24 protein-coding genes are annotated in these 21181 nt (G+C 48.3%); 16 read left to right on the top strand and 8 right to left on the bottom strand.

The features are described from left to right. Nucleotides 1-2 precede the first annotated feature (2 nt). Both umuD and NKE59_RS04055 read right to left on the bottom strand, forming a co-directional pair. Nucleotides 3-449, bottom strand: a complete 447-nt coding sequence (gene umuD, locus NKE59_RS04050) for a translesion error-prone DNA polymerase V autoproteolytic subunit (protein ID WP_353439708.1) — start codon at nt 447-449, stop codon at nt 3-5. A 54-nt stretch (nt 450-503) separates the two neighbouring features. Next, on the bottom strand, nt 504-1823 hold the full coding sequence (locus NKE59_RS04055; protein WP_353439709.1) for a replication-associated recombination protein A: 1320 nt from the start codon (nt 1821-1823) through the stop codon (nt 504-506). 78 nt (nt 1824-1901) lie between these two features. Here NKE59_RS04055 and NKE59_RS04060 point away from each other — a divergent pair, with 78 nt between their 5' ends. Then, on the top strand, nt 1902-2444 hold the full coding sequence (locus NKE59_RS04060; protein ID WP_353439710.1) for a TIGR00645 family protein: 543 nt from the start codon (nt 1902-1904) through the stop codon (nt 2442-2444). Nucleotides 2445-2449: 5 nt separating this feature from the next. Here NKE59_RS04060 and NKE59_RS04065 read toward each other — a convergent pair whose 3' ends face one another. Genes NKE59_RS04065 through NKE59_RS04080 form a run of 4 tightly spaced genes read right to left on the bottom strand, consistent with a single transcriptional unit; the run spans nt 2450 to nt 5731 of the window. Further along, a complete protein-coding gene (locus NKE59_RS04065) occupies nt 2450-2923 on the bottom strand; it encodes a DUF3429 domain-containing protein (protein ID WP_353439711.1) in 474 nt (157 codons plus the stop codon). A gap of 5 nt (nt 2924-2928) precedes the next feature. Continuing rightward, on the bottom strand, nt 2929-3786 hold the full coding sequence (locus tag NKE59_RS04070; RefSeq protein ID WP_353439713.1) for a 3-hydroxybutyryl-CoA dehydrogenase: 858 nt from the start codon (nt 3784-3786) through the stop codon (nt 2929-2931). Nucleotides 3787-3788: 2 nt separating this feature from the next. After that, complete coding sequence (locus tag NKE59_RS04075; protein ID WP_353439904.1) at nt 3789-4499, bottom strand: glutathione binding-like protein; 711 nt, start codon at nt 4497-4499, stop codon at nt 3789-3791. 53 nt (nt 4500-4552) lie between these two features. Beyond that, nucleotides 4553-5731 carry a pyridoxal phosphate-dependent aminotransferase gene (locus NKE59_RS04080; RefSeq protein WP_353439905.1) on the bottom strand — a complete coding sequence of 393 codons (1179 nt, stop codon included), beginning with the start codon at nt 5729-5731 and terminating at the stop codon, nt 4553-4555. Nucleotides 5732-5836: 105 nt separating this feature from the next. Between NKE59_RS04080 and NKE59_RS04085 the strand changes: the two genes are divergently transcribed. Genes NKE59_RS04085 through NKE59_RS04095 form a run of 3 tightly spaced genes read left to right on the top strand, consistent with a single transcriptional unit; the run spans nt 5837 to nt 9198 of the window. Further along, entirely contained in the window at nt 5837-7126 is a 1290-nt protein-coding gene (locus NKE59_RS04085; protein ID WP_353439715.1) for a SulP family inorganic anion transporter, read from the top strand. 50 nt (nt 7127-7176) lie between these two features. Beyond that, nucleotides 7177-7956: a peroxide stress protein YaaA gene (yaaA, locus tag NKE59_RS04090; RefSeq protein ID WP_353439717.1), complete on the top strand. Its 780-nt coding sequence runs from the start codon at nt 7177-7179 to the stop codon at nt 7954-7956. A gap of 30 nt (nt 7957-7986) precedes the next feature. Next, nucleotides 7987-9198 (top strand): DUF2863 family protein, encoded by a 1212-nt coding sequence (locus NKE59_RS04095; RefSeq protein ID WP_353439718.1) that lies wholly within the window; start codon nt 7987-7989, stop codon nt 9196-9198. A 1-nt stretch (nt 9199) separates the two neighbouring features. Here the strand turns inward: NKE59_RS04095 and NKE59_RS04100 are convergent, their stop codons facing one another. Both NKE59_RS04100 and NKE59_RS04105 read right to left on the bottom strand, forming a co-directional pair. Further along, entirely contained in the window at nt 9200-9580 is a 381-nt protein-coding gene (locus NKE59_RS04100; RefSeq protein ID WP_353439719.1) for a hypothetical protein, read from the bottom strand. A gap of 25 nt (nt 9581-9605) precedes the next feature. Next, entirely contained in the window at nt 9606-10595 is a 990-nt protein-coding gene (locus NKE59_RS04105) for a malate dehydrogenase (protein WP_353439906.1), read from the bottom strand. A 114-nt stretch (nt 10596-10709) separates the two neighbouring features. On the opposite strand from NKE59_RS04105, the gene NKE59_RS04110 reads away from it, so the two are divergent. The 12 genes from NKE59_RS04110 (at nt 10710) to asd (ending at nt 21179) form a co-directional block, all read left to right on the top strand. Further along, complete coding sequence (locus tag NKE59_RS04110) at nt 10710-11444, top strand: GntR family transcriptional regulator (protein WP_353439721.1); 735 nt, start codon at nt 10710-10712, stop codon at nt 11442-11444. Between the two features lie 174 nt (nt 11445-11618). Beyond that, the gene (gene sdhC / locus NKE59_RS04115; protein WP_353439722.1) at nt 11619-12044 is read left to right on the top strand and encodes a succinate dehydrogenase, cytochrome b556 subunit; all 426 of its coding nucleotides are present in this window, start codon (nt 11619-11621) and stop codon (nt 12042-12044) included. 15 nt (nt 12045-12059) lie between these two features. After that, nucleotides 12060-12425 carry a succinate dehydrogenase, hydrophobic membrane anchor protein gene (gene sdhD / locus NKE59_RS04120; RefSeq protein ID WP_353439723.1) on the top strand — a complete coding sequence of 122 codons (366 nt, stop codon included), beginning with the start codon at nt 12060-12062 and terminating at the stop codon, nt 12423-12425. 3 nt (nt 12426-12428) lie between these two features. Next, entirely contained in the window at nt 12429-14204 is a 1776-nt protein-coding gene (gene sdhA, locus NKE59_RS04125; protein WP_353439724.1) for a succinate dehydrogenase flavoprotein subunit, read from the top strand. A gap of 16 nt (nt 14205-14220) precedes the next feature. Then, nucleotides 14221-14925 carry a succinate dehydrogenase iron-sulfur subunit gene (locus NKE59_RS04130; RefSeq protein WP_353439726.1) on the top strand — a complete coding sequence of 235 codons (705 nt, stop codon included), beginning with the start codon at nt 14221-14223 and terminating at the stop codon, nt 14923-14925. Then, the gene (locus NKE59_RS04135; protein ID WP_353439727.1) at nt 14922-15182 is read left to right on the top strand and encodes a succinate dehydrogenase assembly factor 2; all 261 of its coding nucleotides are present in this window, start codon (nt 14922-14924) and stop codon (nt 15180-15182) included. Before NKE59_RS04130 ends, NKE59_RS04135 begins: the two co-directional genes overlap by 4 nt. A gap of 35 nt (nt 15183-15217) precedes the next feature. After that, on the top strand, nt 15218-16531 hold the full coding sequence (gene gltA / locus NKE59_RS04140; RefSeq protein WP_353439728.1) for a citrate synthase: 1314 nt from the start codon (nt 15218-15220) through the stop codon (nt 16529-16531). Nucleotides 16532-16566: 35 nt separating this feature from the next. After that, on the top strand, nt 16567-17973 hold the full coding sequence (gene leuC / locus NKE59_RS04145) for a 3-isopropylmalate dehydratase large subunit (RefSeq protein WP_353439729.1): 1407 nt from the start codon (nt 16567-16569) through the stop codon (nt 17971-17973). Between the two features lie 20 nt (nt 17974-17993). Continuing rightward, nucleotides 17994-18203: a hypothetical protein gene (locus NKE59_RS04150; protein ID WP_353439730.1), complete on the top strand. Its 210-nt coding sequence runs from the start codon at nt 17994-17996 to the stop codon at nt 18201-18203. Beyond that, nucleotides 18204-18851 (top strand): 3-isopropylmalate dehydratase small subunit, encoded by a 648-nt coding sequence (gene leuD / locus NKE59_RS04155; RefSeq protein WP_353439731.1) that lies wholly within the window; start codon nt 18204-18206, stop codon nt 18849-18851. 64 nt (nt 18852-18915) lie between these two features. Continuing rightward, nucleotides 18916-19986 (top strand): 3-isopropylmalate dehydrogenase, encoded by a 1071-nt coding sequence (gene leuB / locus NKE59_RS04160; RefSeq protein WP_353439732.1) that lies wholly within the window; start codon nt 18916-18918, stop codon nt 19984-19986. A gap of 29 nt (nt 19987-20015) precedes the next feature. Then, a complete protein-coding gene (asd, locus tag NKE59_RS04165; protein ID WP_353439733.1) occupies nt 20016-21179 on the top strand; it encodes an aspartate-semialdehyde dehydrogenase in 1164 nt (387 codons plus the stop codon). The last annotated feature ends 2 nt before the right edge of the window (nt 21180-21181 follow it).

A 21181-nucleotide genomic window follows, 5' to 3' on the forward strand; every position in this document is an offset into this window, starting at 1 on the left:
GATCACACTTTATGAACAACGTGGGCAACCACACCCCAAATCTGTAACTCTTGCCCATTTTGGATCGCAATATCAGGGTAGTCAGGATTATCGGCACGTAAGATCACCTTGCCCCGTTGATGATGTAAGCGTTTGACCGTGAGCTCACCATCGAGCACTGCGATCACGACACGACCATGATTTGCTTCGAGGGAGCGATCGACCACTAATAAATCGCCATCATGGATCCCGGCCCCAATCATGGAGTTGCCCTTCACACGCAAGAAGAAGGTTGCCTCTGGATGTAAGACCAGATGCTCATTGAGATCTAGGCGCTTGTCGTAATGATCGGCAGCAGGCGAAGGAAAACCGGCGGGGGCTCGACCAGCAATCAAGGGTAAGCGACAAAGCCGATTGACGATCGGCATCAGGACATTGGGAACGCTAGGGTCAAAAGGGATAGTTTTCATATACTGTATATTTATACAGTATATAGTAATTTTGTTGCTTCTAAAGGCCCAAAGCTAGTCCTTAAGACCTTTAGCCTTGGCGTCAAGCTCTTTTAAAAAGCGCATACGCTCTGCAATCTTGCTTTCAAGACCGTGATCAACCGGTTCATACCAGTGAGGTTCCTTCATGCCCTCGGGTAAGTAAGATTCACCAGCGGCATACGCATGTGGCTCATCGTGCGCATAGCGATAAGCATGACCATGACCCAACTCTTTCATGAGTTGCGTAGGCGCATTACGTAAATGGATGGGGACATCACGACTGCGATCCTGCGCCACAAAATCACGCGCCGCATTAAATGCCTTGTAACTCGCATTACTCTTTGGGGCGATTGCTAAGTACACCACTGCTTGTCCTAAAGCTAGCTCACCCTCAGGCGAGCCTAAGCGTTCATAGGTCTGTGCTGCATCGTTGGCTAGTTGCATTGCTCGTGGATCGGCTAAACCAATATCTTCCCAAGCCATTCGCACAATCCGCCTAGCGAGATAGCGTGGGTCAGCGCCACCATCGAGCATGCGGCACAACCAATACAGAGCAGCATCTGGATGAGAACCGCGTACTGATTTATGCAAGGCAGAGATCTGATCGTAAAACTGATCACCGCCTTTATCAAAACGTCGTGCGTTCAGAGTCAGGGTATTGGCAATAAAGCGCGTATCAATTTCAGTAACAGGATTATTTGGAGGACTCAAAGCACCTTGTAGTTGCTCAAGCAAATTGATTAAACGACGCGCATCTCCATCGGCATAAGCAACAATGGTCTCAAGTGCGTCGGCGGTGAATGCTGTATTAGGTAAAGCATATTTGCGTGCACGCTCTAAGAGTTGGGCGAGCTCATTGTGATCAAGTGACTGTAAGACATAGACCTGAGCGCGTGAGAGCAGGGCGGAGTTAACCTCAAAGGACGGGTTCTCAGTCGTTGCCCCAATCAAGGTAAAGAGCCCGGATTCTAGATGGGGTAAGAGCGCATCTTGTTGGCTCTTATTAAAGCGATGAATCTCATCCACAAACAAAATAGTTTGCTTGCCAGATTGCGCCATATCATGACGCGCTTGCTCAATCGCCTCACGGATTTCTTTGACACCCGCTAAGACCGCTGAGATCGCAATGAATGAGCGTGCAAAGGCTTGCGCCGATAACCTCGCAATCGTTGTTTTGCCAACCCCAGGAGGCCCCCACAAGATCATGGAGTGGGGTTGACCCGATTGAAAGGCAAGATAGAGGGGTTTACCAACACCGAGTAAATGGGTCTGACCAATCAACTCATCAATCTTCTGCGGACGTAATACCTCCGCAAGAGGTGGTATTGGCTTGGAATCAAATAAACCCGGCATGATCAAAGTATTCTCGCACTTTTATACAGAAGACTCATTTGTCATCAAGGCTACATAAATTTGGCTACAATTTGATCTATGAATGAAAACAAACCGTTTGAGATTGAACAAAAATTACGCCCCTTGCCACGCTGGATTTTTATGTCCCGCTGGTTGCAAGCCCCTTTATATATCGGCCTAATCGTCGCCCAAGGTGTTTATGTCTGGCAGTTCTGGATGGAGCTCGTCCACCTCATCAGCATGATGAAGGATAAGGACATGACCGAGACCGCTCTGATGCTGGTCGTGTTGGGGCTAATTGATGTGGTCATGATCTCGAACTTATTGGTCATGGTGATTGTGGGTGGTTGGGAGACCTTTGTGTCTCGACTTGAGTTGCACCACCATCCCGACCAACCGGAGTGGTTATCGCATGTGAACGCGGGAGTGCTTAAGGTCAAATTAGCAACGGCCATTATCGGTATCTCCTCGATTCATTTGCTAAAGACCTTTATCAATGCGGCCTCGTATGATGAGAAGACTTTACTCTGGCAAACCTTAATTCATGTGACCTTTGTGATCTCTGCGGTTGCCATTGCGTATACCGAGAAGATTATTGCCTCAGCGCACAAGAAACATTAAGCCAGTTAGTAGTTCCCCAATAGGGTAACCACACCCGCCCACGATAGACTGATCGATGCCACCACCGTAAGGTGGGTGCGCATCCTGAGGAAAGCATTCGCAGTCTCCTCATTGGCAAAGTAATTCTGATAGGTGTTTTGATCAATCAATCGCTGCACAATCAAGGTAATTGCTAAGAGCAGAAGTGCGAGTGGAATGTAGATATGGATTGCCAACCATGAGACCAAGGCTGGGATGATTCCCCAGATCCAAACACTATGATCGAGCCAGCGATTGTGTGAGTTCTGACCAATGGTTCTAAAGCATGCTCCCCAATGCAAAGCACCCAAGAAGGACGCAATCACTGCGCCATAGGCCACTAAAGACTCCAGCGCAATTAAATCATTGGGGCTATCTGCAAACTGAACACTCAAGGCAAGACCCACAAATGGAATCAGTCCTGCATAACCCATTGCTCGAATTACAAAAGGTAGTTGCATATTATTTATTTGGGTTCGTAGACATAAACACCGCGGCCGGTCTTACGACCTAGATGCCCTTTGGCAACTAGATCAATGAGTAGCGGCGATGGACGATATTTATCATCCTTAAACTCAGCTTGGTATACCTCCATGATGGCTAAGCAGGTATCTAAGCCAATGAGGTCAGCAAGGGCCAATGGACCAATAGGATGATTGCAACCCAGCTTCATACCGGTATCAATATCTTCAGGACTCGCAACACCCTCATGCAAGACGAAGAACGCTTCATTAATCATGGGTAGAAGAATGCGGTTCACCACAAAACCCGGAGAGCTCTGAACGGTAATGGGTTCTTTGCCCATCTTAGTCGCCATAGCAAGGACTGCTTTGAGGGTCTCGGGGCTCGTTTGCTTACCCATAATGACCTCGAGCAAGGCCATGAGTGGAGGTGGGTTAAAGAAATGAATTCCAATAAAACGCTCAGGCCTTGAGTTAAGAGAGCCCAGATGTGTAATGGAGATCGATGAAGTATTGCTAGCAATAATGGTTTCTTTACTCACCACCTGATCGACCTGTGCCAAGATCTTTTCTTTAATGGCTTGATTCTCGGTCGCCGCTTCAATCACCAATGAGACCGCGGCAAGATCGGTATAGAGTGTGGTGGTCTTAATACGAGCCAAGGTCTGTGCTTTTTGCTCTGAGGTAGTCGATTCTTTCTTGATGAGACGATCTAAGCTCTTACTTAATGCCGCTAAACCTTTTTCTAAGGCAGCATCGTTGATATCCAAAAGAATGACATCAAAACCTGCGCCGGCAGCCACTTGAGCAATACCATTACCCATCGTGCCCGCACCAATAATACCGATTGATCGTATTTCCATACTTAACTCTTTCTGCGTTTGTATTGGCTAGCACCAAAGAGCTGCTCTTTATCTTTCTTGTCCATCTCGGGCTTGCGCAAGTTAGTTAAGATCTCAACAGCGCGTTTAACAGCAGGGCGTTTCCCAATCATCTCGAACCAACGTTTGAAGTGTGGGTAGTCGGCCAAGTCCATTCCTTGTTTATCCCAACGGCGTGTCCACGGAAAGATCGCCATATCAGCAATGGTGTATTCATTACCAACGATGTATTTGTTCTTCTCGAGACGTTGATCTAACACACCGTACAAACGCTTTGCTTCATTGGTATAGCGCTTAATTGCATAATCGACTTGCTCCGGAGCATACAAGCGGAAGTGATGGTTTTGTCCCAACATCGGACCTAAGCCCCCCATTTGGAACATCAGCCACTCCAGGGTCTCGTACTTACCCCGGATTGATTTGGGCAAGAAGCGACCTGTCTTATTCGCTAAGTACAACAAGATGGCGCCGGATTCAAATAAATGAATAGGCTTTCCATCTGGACCCTGCGGATCAACTATGGCGGGGATCTTATTGTTGGGACTAATCTTTAAGAACTCAGGCTTGAACTGATCGCCTTTACCAATATCAACAGGGATTGCCCGCCAATCGCGATCTAAACGATAGCCACATTCTTCGAGCATGATGTGGATCTTATGACCGTTCGGTGTTGCCCAACTGTACACATCAATCATTGCTTTATCTTGTTTACTCATCTTGGTCTCTGGTCATGAATGGTGTTAATTATTTAGGATAGAGCTTGTAAACGCTCTAGGGCAGTTCGTAAGGTTTGCTCTTGCTTAGCAAAACAGAAGCGCACAACCCCAGACTCGTTCTGCTTGGCATAAAAGGCAGAGTTCGGGATTGCCGTTACACCGAGCTCAATGGTGAGCCAGCGGCAGAACTCCGCCTCGGATAACCTTGCCTCAGCTATAGGTAGGGCTGAGTAATCCACACACTGAAAGTAACTACCGGTGCAGGGTAGTAGTTTTAACTTAGTCGACCCCAAACCTTCTCTAAAGAGATCCCGCTTGGTTTGATAAAAACGTGGTAAGTTGAGATAGTGCTGGGGCTCTTGCATATAGCTAGCCAGGGCATATTGCATCGGGGTATTAACTGTAAATACATTGAACTGATGCACCTTACGATATTCAGTCATGAGAGCGGCAGGTGCTGCCACAAAAGCAACCTTCCAGCCTGTGACATGAAAGGTCTTACCAAAACTGGAGATCAAAAAACTGCGTTTCTGAAGTTCTGCATGACGGGCAATACTCTGATGCGGCTCGCCGTTATACACCATATGTTCATAGACCTCATCACTCAATATCAAAATCGACGTCTTCTTCACAAGATCGTAGAGGGTCTCAAGATCCTCTGCAGTCCAGATGCTAGCCGTTGGATTGTGGGGCGTATTCGTTAGGATCAAACGTGTCTTTGGATTAATCGCTGCTGCAATCGTAGCCCAAGGTAAAGCGTATGACTGCACTTGACCATTACTATCCCGAATGAGTTCCATCGGTATGGAGATCGCTTTGCCACCCGCTAATTCAATGGCGGGTAAATAACTATCAAAGGCAGGCTCGATCACAATCACTTCATCATCACGACCAACGCAGGCTTGAATGGTGGTAAAGATTGCTTGCGTTGCACCCGCAGTGACGGTTATCTCGGTATTGGGGTCGTAGTGATGACCATACAGTGACTCAATCTTATGGGAGATTGCTTGGCGTAATTCTGGAACGCCAGCCATAGGCGGATATTGGTTATGACCAGCCTGCATGGCATCGTTGACGGCATCGAGCAAACGTGGCTCGCAAGCGAAGTCCGGAAAGCCCTGACCCAAATTAATTGCCCCATGCTCCAGTGCAAGAGCTGACATGGTTGTGAAGATGGTGGTGCCGATATGGGGCAACTTGGACGGAAACATGGCTCCCCCGCGAGTACTGTCGCTAGAATGAGGGGTCTGTGTTGCTTGCTGATGCATGGCTAAATTGTGCCATGCAGAGGCTCACGAGTTAGGATCGTTGATAAATTGTCTGTAAAGAGCCGTTTCACCTTCTTGCCATTTCTGCGCTGGCTACCCGAGTATCAACGCCCTGGAGTGGTTCGCACTGATCTATTGGCAGGACTAACGGGTGCAATCGTGGTCTTGCCCCAAGGGATTGCCTTTGCCTTATTGGCAGGAATGCCTCCGCACTACGGGCTCTATGCCGCCATGGTCCCTTGCATCATCGCTGCTTTATTTGGTTCAAGCCGTTTGATGGTGACCGGCCCTGCTAATGCTATTTCTCTCACCACCATGGCCTTGATCGCGCCTCTTGCCATTCCAGAGAGTCAACACTACGTAGCGCTGGTGCTCACCCTGAGTTTCTTGATTGGCGCAATACAGATTGCATTAGGATTGGGTGGGGCAGGGAAATGGGTTGAGAAGGTGCCGCATTCCGTGATTGTGGGGTTTACTGCTGGTGCCGCGGTCTTGATTATTAATAGTCAAGTGGGGACTTTGCTAGGCATTGATATTGAGCGTGGTACCAAGGTGATCGATACCATTAGCAAAACTTTCACCTCCATACAGCACGGCCAGTGGCGCCCCGAGGTTTTGTTGCTGGTGCTCATCACCTTAGTTGCGATGCGCTTATGGAAACCACTGAACAAATGGGTGCCTGCGATGTTGGTAGCGGTGATTGTGGGCAGCGTAGCACTTCTCGTTCTCGAAAAATATTTTCCGGTCTTTGATCAAATCCGGCGGGTGAGCGCAATACCAGGGGCATTACCTCCACTGTCGTTCCCACAACTAACGCTCGACCATCTTCAACTTCTCTTTGGACCCGTCTTAGTGATGACCTTATTGGCATCAACCGAAGCCATGGCCATTGCGCGCGCAATGGCACTAAAACGTAATGATTCGTTTGATGCTAATCAAGAGTTCATTGGGCAGGGCTTTGCCAATGTGGCCGGTTCTTTCTTCTCCGCCTATCCATCGAGCGGCTCCTTTAATCGCACGGGTGTAAACCTTGCCGCTAATGCCCAAACGCCACTATCTGCAATCGCTGCCGCCTTGTTCTTGGTGATTATCTTAGCCTTCGTATCTCCTTTGGCTGAGTACTTGCCCTATGCAGTCGTTGCAGCGTTACTGCTGGCAGTGGCTTGGAACTTGATTGATGTACAACAAATTCGGCATGAGATTAGGTCTGGGCCACGCGAATGGATACCCATGTTGATTACTGGGCTTGGCACGATCCTGATTTCTCTGGAGTGGGCTGTGCTGGTAGGTATTTGTGTGGCTGCGATTGCTAAGCGCTGGCCCCAATCTGCAAAATAATCGCAGATGACTAGAATAGGGTGTCTACCCATTTTGATGAAGATTGATTTATGTTGATTGTTCTCTCGCCTGCGAAGTCACTCGATTACGAGTCGCCCATTTCTACCAAGAAACATACCTTGCCAGATTTTGTGGCAGAGTCCGCCAAATTAATTGCTGACCTTAAAAAGCTATCACCGCAACAGGTCTCTAAACTGATGGGCATCTCTGACCCACTCGCTGCTCTAAACGTTGGTCGCTATCGGGATTGGTCCAAAACATTTACGAGTAGCAATAGCCGTCCTGCCTTGCTCGCTTTTAATGGGGACGTCTATGAAGGTTTTGATGCCAAGTCTTTAGATAGCAAGGCCCTTGATTTTGCCCAAGAGCATGTTCGTATTCTGTCGGGTCTCTATGGAGTACTGCGCCCCTTAGACCTAATGCAAGCCTATCGCCTTGAGATGGGCACGGCATTCAAGAACGCTCGTGGTAAGGATTTATATGCCTTTTGGGGTGATCGTATTACCAAAGCAATTCATAAAGACCTCAAGAAACAAAAGAAACCGTTCTTACTTAATCTAGCATCGGAAGAGTACTTCAAGGTACTGCAAGCCAATGAGCTTGGATACCCCGTGATCTCGCCGGTCTTTCAGGATGCGAAGGACGGTAAATACAAAATCATCTCCTTTTATGCCAAACGCGCACGCGGCTTGATGGCCCGTTTTGTAGTGGAGAACCGCATTACCGATCCGGCCGATCTCAAGAACTTCAAGACCGAGGGCTATCGCTATAGTGCTGCGGAGTCTAAGCCCGATAAGCCCGTATTTCGTCGGGCAGAGCAAAAGAAGTAAAGTAGATTCTTCGAAGAGAGTAATTACGCTATGGCAGTCCACCGTTCTAAATCCGTACAACGTATTTCTCCTGAGTCTGAGCGCTTGGTGGCTGACTCCATCTCATTGGCAGCCTCGGGTAGTCAGCTCGAGGATCGCTTTTGGGAAGAGCGTTTGCACAATCGCTTACTCAAGCTCTTAAAAAGCCATCATCAAAATATTATTGATACAGCGCTTGATCAAACCTTTCGGATTAATACGGTTGCCTTTGAGGTTCTTGCTGATACTGCAGAGACCCTCGCGGAGTCGATGAGTCTTGAGCATGATGGTAAAACGTGGGATGCCTTATTGTTAGCGATGCCCATCGTGGCACACACGCGTTATCAAATTCCATCGGGGCCCCTACCAGTAAGCATCGTAGAGGCAGCGGCAGCGGCAATGCAAAAGTCGATTGCGGCAGAGGGAACACAACTCGCCATCATCCCTTGGCTCTATAGCATCGACCAGATGCCGCACTCGCATACTCAAACTCGCTCACTCTTAGAGACCTTAGCAAACGCCGCCGTATCGGGTGGTGATATGAAATTAGAGTTGCGCGATATGTCTGAGACTATTGCTGTATTAGCAGACCCGCGTTTTATTCTGGCAGTGATCGTAGCGCCTAAAGATCAGCCAATCTTCCGTTGGCAAATGGATGGACCACAACGTCAAGAACGGGGCGTGAGTTTGATTGAGTGGCAGACCGCGATGTATGAGCCGCTGGTGAGCTTACTGCCTGGCTGTGAGTTTGAATTACTTCTGCCCGAGGCTTACTTCACGAACTGTCGTTTAGCAGATAAACACGTGCGCCCACTCAGTATTCGGGCTGCTATCAACTTCCTCGAATCCACGCTCGGCGTTCTACCAGCTGGCTTATCCGCTGTCGTTGGTGCTTTTGGGGAAGAGCAGGCCGATGAGTACCGTATTGCATTTAGTCTTAAAGGATCTTCTGAGGTCATTTATGGAGTGATCTGGCCGCTCTATGATCGCGAGACCGTCTCAAGCGATGGCTTGAGTGATGTATCAGATGAGGAGAGTCCGATCAAACGGATTTGTGATGCCTTGCATGATGCTGGCGTAGAAGATGTATTTCGTCACGCTGTATTGTTCTCACCAGAGCTGTGTGATGATTGTGGGGCGCCGCTGTTTCCAGATCGGCAGGGTGAAGTGGTTCATGCTGAGATGCCAGAAGATAGCCCCTCGCAACAACCGTTATTTCATTAATTTATTTCTCAAGCGCTAGAAGGTGCGCTTCTTTACCTTCTTTCATTGCTACGGTCTTGCATTCATCGGCGAGTCGATTACCGGTTTTGATATTAAAGAGCATTGCCTTAGGACCAATTACAACTAAATCGAGACCGCTGTCATGGTGTTTAAATCGCATGCTGCCAGGTAAAGATATTTCTTTCTGCATCTCATAGGACTTGGAGCGCCATTGCACCTGTAATTTATTGACAGGTCCACTGGTAATGAAGCGTTCATTGTTACTACAACTCCAAATATGCGGAATGGTCAGGGAGCTCTCTTGCGCCAGAACCAAGCTTGGTGAACACAGCGCAAGGCAAAGGCCTAGACCGCTTACAAACTTGCTTGGTAATAAACGCATGGAACCTCCCTTAGACCAATCTATCTTAACTCAGAAGGTGCTTTACTCCCGCTTGCTCTTCGAGTAATTCATTTAAGGTAAGGGTCATACGCTCACGTGAGAACGCATCAACCTCCAAGCCCTTAATCAGGGTGTATTCACCATTGGCGCAGGTAACCGGAAACCCATAAATAACCTCGGCAGGGATCTCATAATCACCATGTGAAGCAATACCCATCGTGACCCACTTACCATTGGTACCTAAGACCCAGTCCCTTACATGATCGATGGCGGCATTCGCAGCAGACGCTGCAGAGGAGAGGCCGCGCGCTTCAATAATCGCTGCACCACGCTTACCAACTGTTGGGATAAAGACATCTTTATTCCACGCAGCATCATTAATCATGTCTTTGACCGACTGGCCATTGACCGTTGCAAAGCGATAGTCGGGATACATCGTAGGGCTGTGATTACCCCAAACAATGAGTTTCTCGATATCAGCAACGGCTTTGTTGGTCTTGCTAGCCAACTGCGATAAGGCACGATTGTGATCGAGGCGCAACATGGCAGTGAAGTTCTTAGAAGGCAAGCTAGGCGCTGATTTCATGGCGATGTATGCGTTGGTATTAGCTGGATTGCCAACCACTAAGACCTTGACAGTACGTTTAGCAACTTGGTCTAAGGCCTTGCCTTGCGCTGTAAAGATCTGTGCATTGGCAGAGAGCAAATCTTTGCGCTCCATGCCGGGGCCACGAGGACGGGCGCCGACCAGAAGGGCAACGTCAATATCCTTGAATGCGGTCATTGGATCGCTGTGCGCGCTCATACCCGCTAGCAATGGAAAGGCACAGTCCTCGATTTCCATCATGACGCCCTTAAGAGCTTTCTGCGCTTTCTCATCGGCAATCTCTAATAACTGCAAGATAACGGGTTGATCTTTGCCCAGCATATCGCCATTGGCAATACGAAATAAAAGGGAATAACCAATTTGACCAGCTGCACCAGTCACAGCGACACGCTTAGGGGCTTTTGCCATTACAAACTCCGGATAAATAACGTTAAAAAGAGAAACAGAACCGCTCAAAAACAGTAGTTTACATTTACACTTGCACTAAGTCTTCTATAAGATAAATGATTAAAATATTTCATCATGCGACCGTTTGAGCAATCCGCTAGTTTTAGCCCCCTTTACCAGCAGATCAAAGAACTGATTTTAGGAAGCTTGCAGGCTGGTGAGTGGCAACCCGGTCAAGCCATTCCGAGTGAAATGGACTTAGCAGAGCGCTATAAGGTGAGTCAGGGAACGGTCCGCAAGGCCATCGACGCATTAGCCTCAGAAAACCTAGTAGTGCGTCATCAAGGTAAAGGCACATTTGTAGCCAGCCATCGCGAAGAGGCAGTGCAATACCGCTTCTTACGATTAGTGCCGGACGATGCCAAGGAACTAATCCTAAAGAGCAAGTTCTTAAGTTGCAAGGAAGTGCCTGCCAATGAAAGCCTTGCGAAGCAATTTAATATCAAGCACAAAGATCCACTTATTCTGATCAAGCGCGTGCAGTCCTTCCAAGGCAGGCCCGTTGTCTATGAGTCAATTTATCTACTAGCTACGCGTTTTAAAGGTATTACGCTTGAGCGTCTCACCAGTTGGCCTGGTCCCTTGTATGGCTTTTACGAAACAGAGTTTGCAACCCATATGGTGCGCGCAGAAGAAAGCATCAAAGCACTAGGCGCCGACCCGCTAGTGGCTCAGCATCTTTTGCTCGAAGAGTCAGCCCCCGTATTACAGGTGGAGCGTAGAACCTTTACCTATGGCAATAAGACCGTTGAGATTCGGTTGGCGCACTATGAGACCAAGGATTTGCACTATGCCAATGACCTCAATTAGGGCTAATTACTACGCATAAATACCTAATGTACAAAATATAAATAGCTATAGAATCAATATGTTAACGATCGCAACTGAAAAAATGTCCACTTCACCTTACGTTTCTACTAGAATATGTTGCAACACAGCAATAATTAACAATTTGGCCTTATTAAGTCAGGATTACAACCAGCTATGAGTGACTCCCATCAGGACGCAAATACAGCCCAGCCTCGGCCGGTCTTCCGTAATATTGGCATCACACAATTAGCGCAATATCGCCTCCCTTGGCCTGGCAAAGTGTCGATTCTGCATCGCATCTCCGGTGCCGCTTTATTTCTGTTTCTCCCATTTATTTTGTTCTTATTCGATAAGAGCCTAGCCTCTGAAGTGAGCTTTGCTTACTTTGCTAATCTCATGGGCAATCCCATCATTCAATTAATTTGTCTGGGATTAATCTGGGGATTTATCCATCATTTCTGTGCTGGCATCCGCTATCTTTTCTTAGATCTTGAGATGGGTGTTGATAAAGCTGCCGCTAATCGTTCAGCGATTAGTGTGATGATTGTTAGTTTGGCATTGACCGCGATCTTGGGTCTGCGCCTCTTTGGTGTGTTCTAAGGAGAGGATCAGAACATGTCAAAACATAATATTGGGCCAAAGCGTTTAGTGGTTGGAGCGCATTACGGTTTAAAAGAATGGATGATTCAGCGGATAACCGCCATAGTAATGGTGGTTTTCACCATCGTGCTACTGATTGCCTACATCGTGAACGGCAACCCCAGCTACGATGGTTGGGCAGGCTTATTTGCAAATCAGCTCATGAAGGTCTTAACCCTCTTAGCTCTCTTAAGTCTTTTCTATCACGCCTGGATTGGGGTGCGCGATATCTGGATGGATTATGTAAAACCGGTTGGTATTCGTTTAACGCTCCAAGTGCTCACAGTATTGTGGCTTGTAGGTTGCGCTGCGTATGCCATTCAAATCTTATGGAAAGTGTAAGGAATGACAGCCATTAAAAAATCACTTCCACGCCGGCGCTTTGATGCGGTGATTGTGGGGGCAGGTGGCTCTGGTATGCGCGCTGCATTGCAGCTATCAGAGGCTGGTTTAAGTGTTGCTGTTCTTAGTAAGGTGTTCCCAACCCGCTCGCACACCGTTGCTGCGCAGGGTGGTATTGGCGCATCGCTTGGAAACATGAGTGAAGACAATTGGCACTATCACTTCTACGACACAGTCAAAGGCTCAGACTGGTTAGGCGATCAAGACGCAATTGAGTTCATGTGTCGTGAAGCACCAAAGGTTGTCTATGAGTTAGAGCACTTTGGCATGCCCTTTGATCGTAACGCCGATGGCACGATCTACCAGCGTCCCTTCGGTGGTCACACCGCCAACTATGGTGAGAAACCTGTACAACGAGCATGTGCTGCTGCAGACCGCACAGGACATGCGATGTTACACACGCTGTATCAGCGCAACATTCGTTCAAAAACCCATTTCTTTGTAGAGTGGTTAGCACTCGATTTAATCCGGGATGCGCAGGGTGATGTGGTTGGTGTCACTGCGCTCGAGATGGAGACCGGTGAAGTTTATATTCTTGAGGCTAAGATTACCTTGATGGCAACCGGTGGAGCAGGACGGATTTGGTCTGCATCCACCAATGCCTATATCAATACAGGTGATGGCATGGGTATGGCTGCGCGCGCAGGCCTTCCCTTAGAAGATATGGAGTTCTGGCAGTTCCACCCCACCGGTGTTGCAGGTGCTGGCGTCTTGCTGACCGAAGGATGTCGCGGTGAAGGCGGCATTCTGCGCAATAAAAATGGTGAGCGCTTTATGGAACGCTATGCGCCAACCTTAAAAGATCTTGCACCGCGTGACTTTGTATCGCGCTCGATGGATCAAGAGATTAAAGAGGGCCGTGGTTGTGGTCCAAATGGTGACTACATTGTTCTGGATCTGACCCACATTGGTGCTGAAACCATCATGAAGCGTTTGCCATCGGTCTACGAGATCGGTATGAACTTTGCTAACGTGGATGTCACCAAAGAGCCTATTCCAGTAGTGCCCACAATTCATTATCAGATGGGCGGTATTCCTACCAACATTCATGGGCAAGTCGTGGTCCCCAAAAATGGTAACCCCAACACGGTTGTAGAAGGTCTTTATGCAATCGGTGAGTGCTCTTGCGTATCGGTGCATGGCGCTAATCGTTTGGGTACTAACTCACTATTAGATCTATTGGTATTTGGTCGTGCCGCTGGTAACCATGTGGTGCAAGCTAATCTCAAAGCAAGAGACCATAAGCCTTTACCAGTCGATGCCGGTGAATACACGATGGAACGTATTGCCAAGCTAGACACAAGTAGCTCCGGTGAGAACGCACAAGATATCGCAAACGATATTCGGAAGACCATGCAAACCTATGCGGGTGTGTTCCGCAATCAAGAGTTGCTCGCCGATGGTGTGCGCAAAATGGCTGAGCTCACCGAGCGTGCCAAGCATGTTTGGCTTAAAGATAAATCAAAGATCTTCAATACCGCACGGATTGAGGCTTTGGAGATTGATAACTTAATACAGACCGCTAATTCCACGATGATCTCTGCAGCAGCGCGTACCGAAAGTCGTGGTGCGCACTCCCACCACGAGTATCCAAAGAGGGATGATGCTAATTGGATGAAACATACCCTGTGGTACGAAGGTAATCAATTGGAGTACAAACCCGTTCAACTAAAACCCTTAACGGTGGACTCTGTACCACCCAAAGAGCGTACGTTCTAATATTTGGATAAACACTATGAGTGATACCCGTATCTTTGAAATCTATCGTTATGACCCAGATGTCGATAAGGCACCACGGATGGAGACCTATGAGCTCGAGCTCAAAGGCGAACGCATGCTCTTAGATGCACTTATCTCCTTAAAGAAAATTGATGAGAGCATTACCTATCGTCGCTCCTGTCGTGAAGGTGTATGCGGTTCAGATGCTATGAACATCAATGGGAAGAACGGCCTAGCGTGCTTAACCAATATGCGCTCATTGCCTAAGAAGATCATATTGCGCCCATTACCAGGCTTGCCTGTAGTGCGAGATCTGATTGTGGATATGACCTTGTTCTTTAAGCAGTATCTATCCATCAAGCCGTATTTAATTAATGAGACCCCGCCACCCGAGAGAGAGCGCTTGCAAAGTCCGGCTGAGCGCGAGGAGTTAGATGGTTTATATGAGTGCATCTTGTGTGCCTCGTGTTCCACCTCCTGCCCATCGTTCTGGTGGAACCCCGATAAATTTGTGGGACCTGCGGGACTCTTGCAAGCCTATCGCTTCATTGCTGATAGTCGTGATCACGCAACAGGCGAGCGTTTGGATAATTTGGAAGACCCGTATCGTCTGTTCCGTTGCCACACCATCATGAACTGTGTTGATGTATGCCCTAAGCATCTCAACCCCACTAAAGCAATTGGTAAGATTAAAGAGTTGATGGTGCGTCGGGCGGTATGAGCCTAGATGCTAAACAGTTGTATCAACTTCGTAGTGCAGCACGCCGCGGTTTGTTGGAAAACGATTTAATACTAGAACGTTTCTTTCAGCGTTATGCCTCAGAGTTGAATGAAGATTTAGGGGCAGCATTGTCTGAGTTGTTAAAGCTAGATGACAACGATTTACTCGACTTGCTGCTCGCTAGGAAAGAGTTAAACCCAGACCTAGACACAGAGACAAGTAGGGCGGTGTTGAGTATGTTGCGTCAGCGACAATGAATGTATTAATAATTAATCGATATTAGGACAGAATCATGATTGAATCGAATATCAAAGCCAAGCTCTCGTTCTCGGACGGCACTCCCGATATCGAGTTACCAATTTACAAGGGCACACAAGGTCCAGATGTTATTGATATTCGGAAGTTGTATGGTCAGACCGGTAAGTTCACCTATGACCCAGGGTTCTTGTCTACGGCCTCTTGCAGTTCAAAGATTACCTTCATCGATGGCGATAAGGGCGAGTTACTCTATCGGGGCTACCCCATTGAAGAGCTTGCTACAAAATGCGACTTCTTAGAGGTCTGCCAACTCTTAATTGGTGGCGAACTCCCAAACGCTAAGCAAAAGACTGATTTTGAAGATCTGGTGATGCATCACACCATGGTGCATGAGCAAATGCAGTTCTTCCTGCGTGGCTTTCGACGCGATGCGCACCCAATGGCCGTATTAACGGGCTTGATTGGTGCAATGGCTGCGTTCTACCATGACGAAATTGATTACAGCGAACCAAAGGCGCGCGAGATTGCTCAGATCCGCTTAATTGCAAAGATGCCTACCTTGGTGGCGATGTCCTATAAGTATTCGATTGGACAGCCCTTTATGTATCCAGACAATAGTTTGTCTTACACCGCTAACTTTATGCGCATGATGTTTGCAACCCCATGCGAGCCATACAAAGTTAACCCAGTATTAGTAAAGGCCTTGGATCGCATCTTTACCTTACATGCAGATCACGAACAAAATGCATCCACCTCGACGGTTCGCTTAGCCGGCTCTTCGGGCACGAATCCATTTGCAGCAATTTCTGCTGGTATTGCCTGTCTCTGGGGCCCAGCCCACGGCGGTGCCAACGAAGCCTGCCTTGAGATGTTGACCTCGATTCAGGCAAATGGTGGGGTTGAGAAGATTGGTGAGTTTATTGCTCAAGTGAAAGATAAAAACTCGAATGTGCGCTTGATGGGTTTTGGTCATCGCGTTTATAAAAACTTCGATCCCCGCGCTAAGTTAATGCGCGAGACCTGTCATGAGGTATTAAAAGAGTTAGGTTTAGAGAACGATCCTCTGTTCAAGCTAGCCATGACCCTTGAGAAGATCGCCTTAGAAGATGATTACTTTGTGGGACGTAAGCTTTATCCCAATGTGGATTTCTACTCAGGAATCGTGCAACGTGCTCTTGGCATCCCCACAGAAATGTTCACCTGTATTTTTGCTTTGGCAAGAACCGTAGGCTGGATTGCCCAATGGGAAGAGATGATTACTGACCCCGAGTACAAGATCGGTCGCCCCCGCCAATTATTTGCCGGCGCAACGCCACGCAAGGTGCCAGCCATTTCTGAGCGAAAATAAGCTTTTTAATGGATTTGGGTTGATAGGGACTTTGAATGCGTACGCTTTACGACAAACTATGGGATGAGCATGTGGTGCACTCGGAAGAGGATGGCACAGCGACTCTATACATTGACCGTCAACTACTGCACGAAGTAACCAGCCCACAGGCATTTGAGGGCTTGAGCTTGGCAACGCGCCCCGTGTGGCGAACCTCGGCCAACTTAGCGGTTTCTGATCACAATGTTCCAACGACCGATCGTAGCGAGGGTATTGCCGATCCCGTATCAAAACTGCAAGTGGATACCTTAGATCAAAACTGCGATCGTTATGGGATTACCCAATACAAGATGAACGATCTGCGCCAAGGTATTGTGCATGTCATTGGCCCTGAGCAGGGCGCTACCTTACCGGGTATGACCGTTGTGTGCGGTGATTCGCATACCAGTACGCATGGTGCTTTTGGTGCTCTCGCATTTGGGATTGGTACCTCGGAGGTGGAGCACGTACTAGCTACCCAAACTTTACTGATGAAGAAAAGCAAGAACATGTTGGTGCGAGTTGAAGGTCGTTTGCAACCTGGCTCCTCAGCAAAAGATATTGTCTTAGCGGTGATTGGGAAGATTGGTACCGCTGGTGGTACGGGTTACACCATCGAGTTTGCTGGTGAGACCATTCGTCATTTATCGATGGAAGGGCGTATGACCATCTGCAATATGGCGATTGAAGCGGGTGCGCGTGCCGGTCTTGTGGCGGTAGATGAGATCACCATTGAATACATTCAGGGACGCCCCTACGCTCCAAAAGGAGAGGCATTACGCCTTGCCTTGCAATACTGGAGAGGGCTGCATTCTGATGCCGATGCACACTTTGATCAAGTGGTTGAGTTGCGGGCTGAAGAGATTGTGCCGCAACTGACATGGGGCACATCGCCCGAGATGGTCTTGCCGATTAGCGGCAGGGTTCCTGATCCAGAGCGCGAGCGCGATCCCAACAAGCGCCAAGCGATGGAACGTGCCTTGCAATACATGGGCCTTGAACCCAATATGCCCTTAGATACTATTTATGTAGATAAGGTATTTATTGGCTCATGCACCAACAGTCGGATTGAAGATCTACGCGCTGCAGCTAAAGTGGTTGAGCGATTAGGCAAGAAAGTAGCCAGCAGCGTGAAGCAGGCCTTAGTGGTGCCTGGGTCTGGACTTGTCAAAGTGCAGGCAGAGCGTGAAGGATTAGATCGGGTCTTTAAAGCAGCTGGCTTTGAGTGGCGCGAGCCAGGTTGCTCGATGTGCTTAGCTATGAACGCTGATCGCTTGGAACCTCAAGAGCGTTGCGCTTCAACCTCAAACCGTAATTTCGAGGGTCGTCAGGGTGCAGGCGGTCGAACCCATTTGGTGAGTCCGGCAATGGCTGCTGCTGCTGCGATTGAAGGCCACTTTGTCGATATTCGGAAGATAGCCTAATCTTTATACAATAGGTTCATATGAAAACTAGCCCATTTATTCTTTCTCTCGTCATCGCAGGATCTCTAGTTGCTTGCTCAAACACCATGACGGGTGTTGGAAAAGATTTACAAGAAATTGGCAAGAAAATGGATCCACAGGCAAAGCCCGTAGAGACCGCGCCCAATAGCAGTTCTGGAACACCCAGCACAAATCCCAACAAAGACGTAACGATCACACCGGTTAAATAAATGGATGCATTTACAGTCTACAAGGGCTTAGTTGCCCCATTGGATCGAGAGAACGTCGATACCGATGCCATTATTCCGAAGCAGTTTCTGAAATCGATCAAGAAGACTGGATTTGGGCAGAACCTATTTGATGAATTACGCTATCTGGATCACGGTGAGCCGGGGCAAGATTGTTCTAAGCGCCCAGTAAACCCTGATTTTGTTCTGAACCAGACCCGCTATCAGGGCGCCGGTATTCTCTTGGCTCGTAAGAACTTTGGCTGCGGTAGCTCGCGTGAGCATGCCCCTTGGGCACTCTCGCAGTTTGGCTTTCGTGCCATTATTGCCCCCAGTTTTGCAGACATCTTCTTCAATAATTGCTTTAAGAATGGCCTATTGCCCGTCGTTCTGACCGAACAGCAAGTGGATCACCTCTTTAATGAGACCAAGGCCTTCCCTGGGTACCAGCTGACTATTGATCTTGAGCGTCAAGAGGTCATTGCTCCGGATAACCAAAGCTATTCGTTTGAAGTAACCCCCTTTAGAAAGTATTGCCTGGTCAATGGTCTAGACGATATTGGTCTGACCCTACGACATGCCGATAAAATAAAGACTTTTGAGGCAGAACGCTTATTGCGAATGCCATGGCTTGCAACCCAGCTACCCTAAGTTGTTGTAGCCGTGGCGGGCTAGCGCTAATGCTTCATCACAGCACTATGAACAAAGGTTATTTATGAATATCGCAGTACTCCCGGGCGATGGTATCGGCCCGGAAATTGTGGCTGAGGCTGTTAAGGTTCTCAAAGCTCTTCAATTACCACTCACTATGGAATCCGCACCAGTCGGTGGGGCTGCATACGACGTGGCAGGCCATCCTTTGCCACCAGCAACCTTAGATTTAGCCAAAGCCGCCGATGCAATTTTGTTTGGTGCGGTGGGTGACTGGAAATATGACACCCTGGCACGTGAGCTGCGACCCGAGCAAGCAATTTTGGGATTACGCAAACACTTGGCTCTATTTGCTAACTTCCGACCCGCCATTTGTTATAAAGAACTCACTGCAGCATCGAGCCTAAAGCCCGAGATTGTGGGTGGATTGGATATCTTGATTGTGCGCGAGCTCAACGGCGATATCTATTTTGGTTCCCCCAAAGGAATCCGCAATGCACCCGATGGATTGTTTGCTGGTGCCCGTGAGGGCTTTGACACCATGCGCTATAGCGAACCCGAGATTGAGCGGATTGCGCATGTGGCATTTGAGGCAGCACGTAAGCGTCATCGCAAAGTATGCAGCGTCGATAAATCAAATGTGCTGGAGACCTCACAGCTCTGGCGCGAGGTGATGACCCGCATTGCCAAAGAGTACAGCGATGTTGAGCTCAGCCATATGTATGTCGATAACGCCGCGATGCAATTGGTCAAGGCACCAAAGTCCTTTGATGTGATCGTGACCGGTAATTTGTTTGGGGATATTTTGTCGGATGAGGCGGCGATGCTTACTGGCTCCATTGGCATGTTGCCATCTGCCTCCTTAGATAAGAACAATAAGGGCTTGTATGAACCCAGTCATGGCTCTGCACCCGATATCGCTGGCAAAGGGATTGCTAATCCTTTGGCTACGATTCTGTCGGCTGCAATGATGTTGCGTTTCTCACTAAATCTTCCAAAAGAAGCGGAGCGGATTGAGACCGCAGTGCAGAAGGTTTTGTCACAAGGCCTGCGAACCGCTGATATTTATACCGAAGGTACGCAAAAAGTATCGACTGTGCAGATGGGCGATGCAGTTGTAAAAGCATTAGGGTAGTCATTGATTAATCGATAAGTACACATTTTATGGCACACACTCCTCTCGTAAATCCTGTAGTTGGCCTAGTTGGTTGGCGCGGCATGGTGGGCAGCGTCTTGATGCAACGCATGCAAGACGAAGACGACTTTGCTTATATTGAACCCGTGTTCTTTAGCACCAGTAATGCTGGTGGTGAAGTACCCCTTATTAATGGTAAGAAGGTATCTAAACAAGAGACCCGTTTGCAAGACGCTAATGATCTCAAGGCGCTCGCTCGTTGCGATGTGATCCTAAGCTGTCAAGGAGGCGATTACACCAAAGCGATTTATCCGGCATTACGTCAACAGGCTTGGCAAGGTCATTGGATTGATGCAGCTAGCACCCTGCGGATGGAGAACGATGCAGTGATCGTGTTAGACCCAATTAATCGACCCGTGATTAATCAAGCGCTAAAGGCGGGCGGTAAGAACTGGATTGGTGGCAATTGCACTGTCAGTTTGATGATGTTAGCAATGGGAGGCCTCTTAAAGAGTGGAATGGTTGAGTGGATTAGTGCCATGACCTATCAAGCGGCATCGGGCGCAGGTGCAGCCAATATGCGTGAGCTCCTTGAGCAAATGGGTAGCTTGCATCAGAGCGTTGCCAGTGATTTAGCCAACCCCGCATCCTGGATTTTGGATATTGATCGCAAAGTAGCGCAAACCATGCGCTCGGCGCAGTTCCCAAAAACAAACTTTAGGAACACTGCCTTAGCTGGTAGCTTAATTCCGTGGATTGATGTGCCGGTGGAGCACGGCCAAACCAAAGAAGAGTGGAAAGCCGGAGTTGAGTGCAACAAGATTATGGGTAACCCCCCATTTAGATCGCCCGGTAGTATCCCCATTGATGGGATCTGTGTCCGCGTAGGTGCAATGCGTTGCCACTCGCAAGGTCTCACCATCAAGCTCAAGAAAGACATTCCTTTGCCCGAGATTGAGGCGATGCTTGCTGCGGATAATCAATGGGTCAAAGTGGTGCCCAATGATCGTGAGACTACAGAACGAGAGCTCTCGCCTGCTGCGGTAAGTGGTACGATGACCATACCGATTGGGCGCTTGCATAAATTAGCGATGGGCCCTGATTATTTAGGAGCATTCACAGTAGGTGATCAACTATTGTGGGGTGCTGCTGAGCCATTGCGTCGCATGTTACGGATTTTGCTAGAAAGATAAAA

Origin of the sequence: Polynucleobacter sp. UK-FUSCHL-C3 (assembly GCF_040409815.1) — a bacterium.
GTDB lineage: Bacteria > Pseudomonadota > Gammaproteobacteria > Burkholderiales > Burkholderiaceae > Polynucleobacter.

Bases quoted from the DNA above. Each gene is read 5' to 3' on its own strand.
- umuD (WP_353439708.1), bottom strand. From the start codon at position 449: ATGAAAACTATCCCTTTTGACCCTAGCGTTCCCAATGTCCTGATGCCG.
- NKE59_RS04055 (WP_353439709.1), bottom strand. From the start codon at position 1,823: ATGCCGGGTTTATTTGATTCCAAGCCAATACCACCTCTTGCGGAGGTA.
- NKE59_RS04060 (WP_353439710.1), top strand. From the start codon at position 1,902: ATGAATGAAAACAAACCGTTTGAGATTGAACAAAAATTACGCCCCTTG.
- NKE59_RS04065 (WP_353439711.1), bottom strand. From the start codon at position 2,923: ATGCAACTACCTTTTGTAATTCGAGCAATGGGTTATGCAGGACTGATT.
- NKE59_RS04070 (WP_353439713.1), bottom strand. From the start codon at position 3,786: ATGGAAATACGATCAATCGGTATTATTGGTGCGGGCACGATGGGTAAT.
- NKE59_RS04075 (WP_353439904.1), bottom strand. From the start codon at position 4,499: ATGATTGATGTGTACAGTTGGGCAACACCGAACGGTCATAAGATCCAC.
- NKE59_RS04080 (WP_353439905.1), bottom strand. From the start codon at position 5,731: ATGTTTCCGTCCAAGTTGCCCCATATCGGCACCACCATCTTCACAACC.
- yaaA (WP_353439717.1), top strand. From the start codon at position 7,177: ATGTTGATTGTTCTCTCGCCTGCGAAGTCACTCGATTACGAGTCGCCC.
- NKE59_RS04095 (WP_353439718.1), top strand. From the start codon at position 7,987: ATGGCAGTCCACCGTTCTAAATCCGTACAACGTATTTCTCCTGAGTCT.
- NKE59_RS04100 (WP_353439719.1), bottom strand. From the start codon at position 9,580: ATGCGTTTATTACCAAGCAAGTTTGTAAGCGGTCTAGGCCTTTGCCTT.
- NKE59_RS04105 (WP_353439906.1), bottom strand. From the start codon at position 10,595: ATGGCAAAAGCCCCTAAGCGTGTCGCTGTGACTGGTGCAGCTGGTCAA.
- NKE59_RS04110 (WP_353439721.1), top strand. From the start codon at position 10,710: ATGCGACCGTTTGAGCAATCCGCTAGTTTTAGCCCCCTTTACCAGCAG.
- sdhC (WP_353439722.1), top strand. From the start codon at position 11,619: ATGAGTGACTCCCATCAGGACGCAAATACAGCCCAGCCTCGGCCGGTC.
- sdhD (WP_353439723.1), top strand. From the start codon at position 12,060: ATGTCAAAACATAATATTGGGCCAAAGCGTTTAGTGGTTGGAGCGCAT.
- sdhA (WP_353439724.1), top strand. From the start codon at position 12,429: ATGACAGCCATTAAAAAATCACTTCCACGCCGGCGCTTTGATGCGGTG.
- NKE59_RS04130 (WP_353439726.1), top strand. From the start codon at position 14,221: ATGAGTGATACCCGTATCTTTGAAATCTATCGTTATGACCCAGATGTC.
- NKE59_RS04135 (WP_353439727.1), top strand. From the start codon at position 14,922: ATGAGCCTAGATGCTAAACAGTTGTATCAACTTCGTAGTGCAGCACGC.
- gltA (WP_353439728.1), top strand. From the start codon at position 15,218: ATGATTGAATCGAATATCAAAGCCAAGCTCTCGTTCTCGGACGGCACT.
- leuC (WP_353439729.1), top strand. From the start codon at position 16,567: ATGCGTACGCTTTACGACAAACTATGGGATGAGCATGTGGTGCACTCG.
- NKE59_RS04150 (WP_353439730.1), top strand. From the start codon at position 17,994: ATGAAAACTAGCCCATTTATTCTTTCTCTCGTCATCGCAGGATCTCTA.
- leuD (WP_353439731.1), top strand. From the start codon at position 18,204: ATGGATGCATTTACAGTCTACAAGGGCTTAGTTGCCCCATTGGATCGA.
- leuB (WP_353439732.1), top strand. From the start codon at position 18,916: ATGAATATCGCAGTACTCCCGGGCGATGGTATCGGCCCGGAAATTGTG.
- asd (WP_353439733.1), top strand. From the start codon at position 20,016: ATGGCACACACTCCTCTCGTAAATCCTGTAGTTGGCCTAGTTGGTTGG.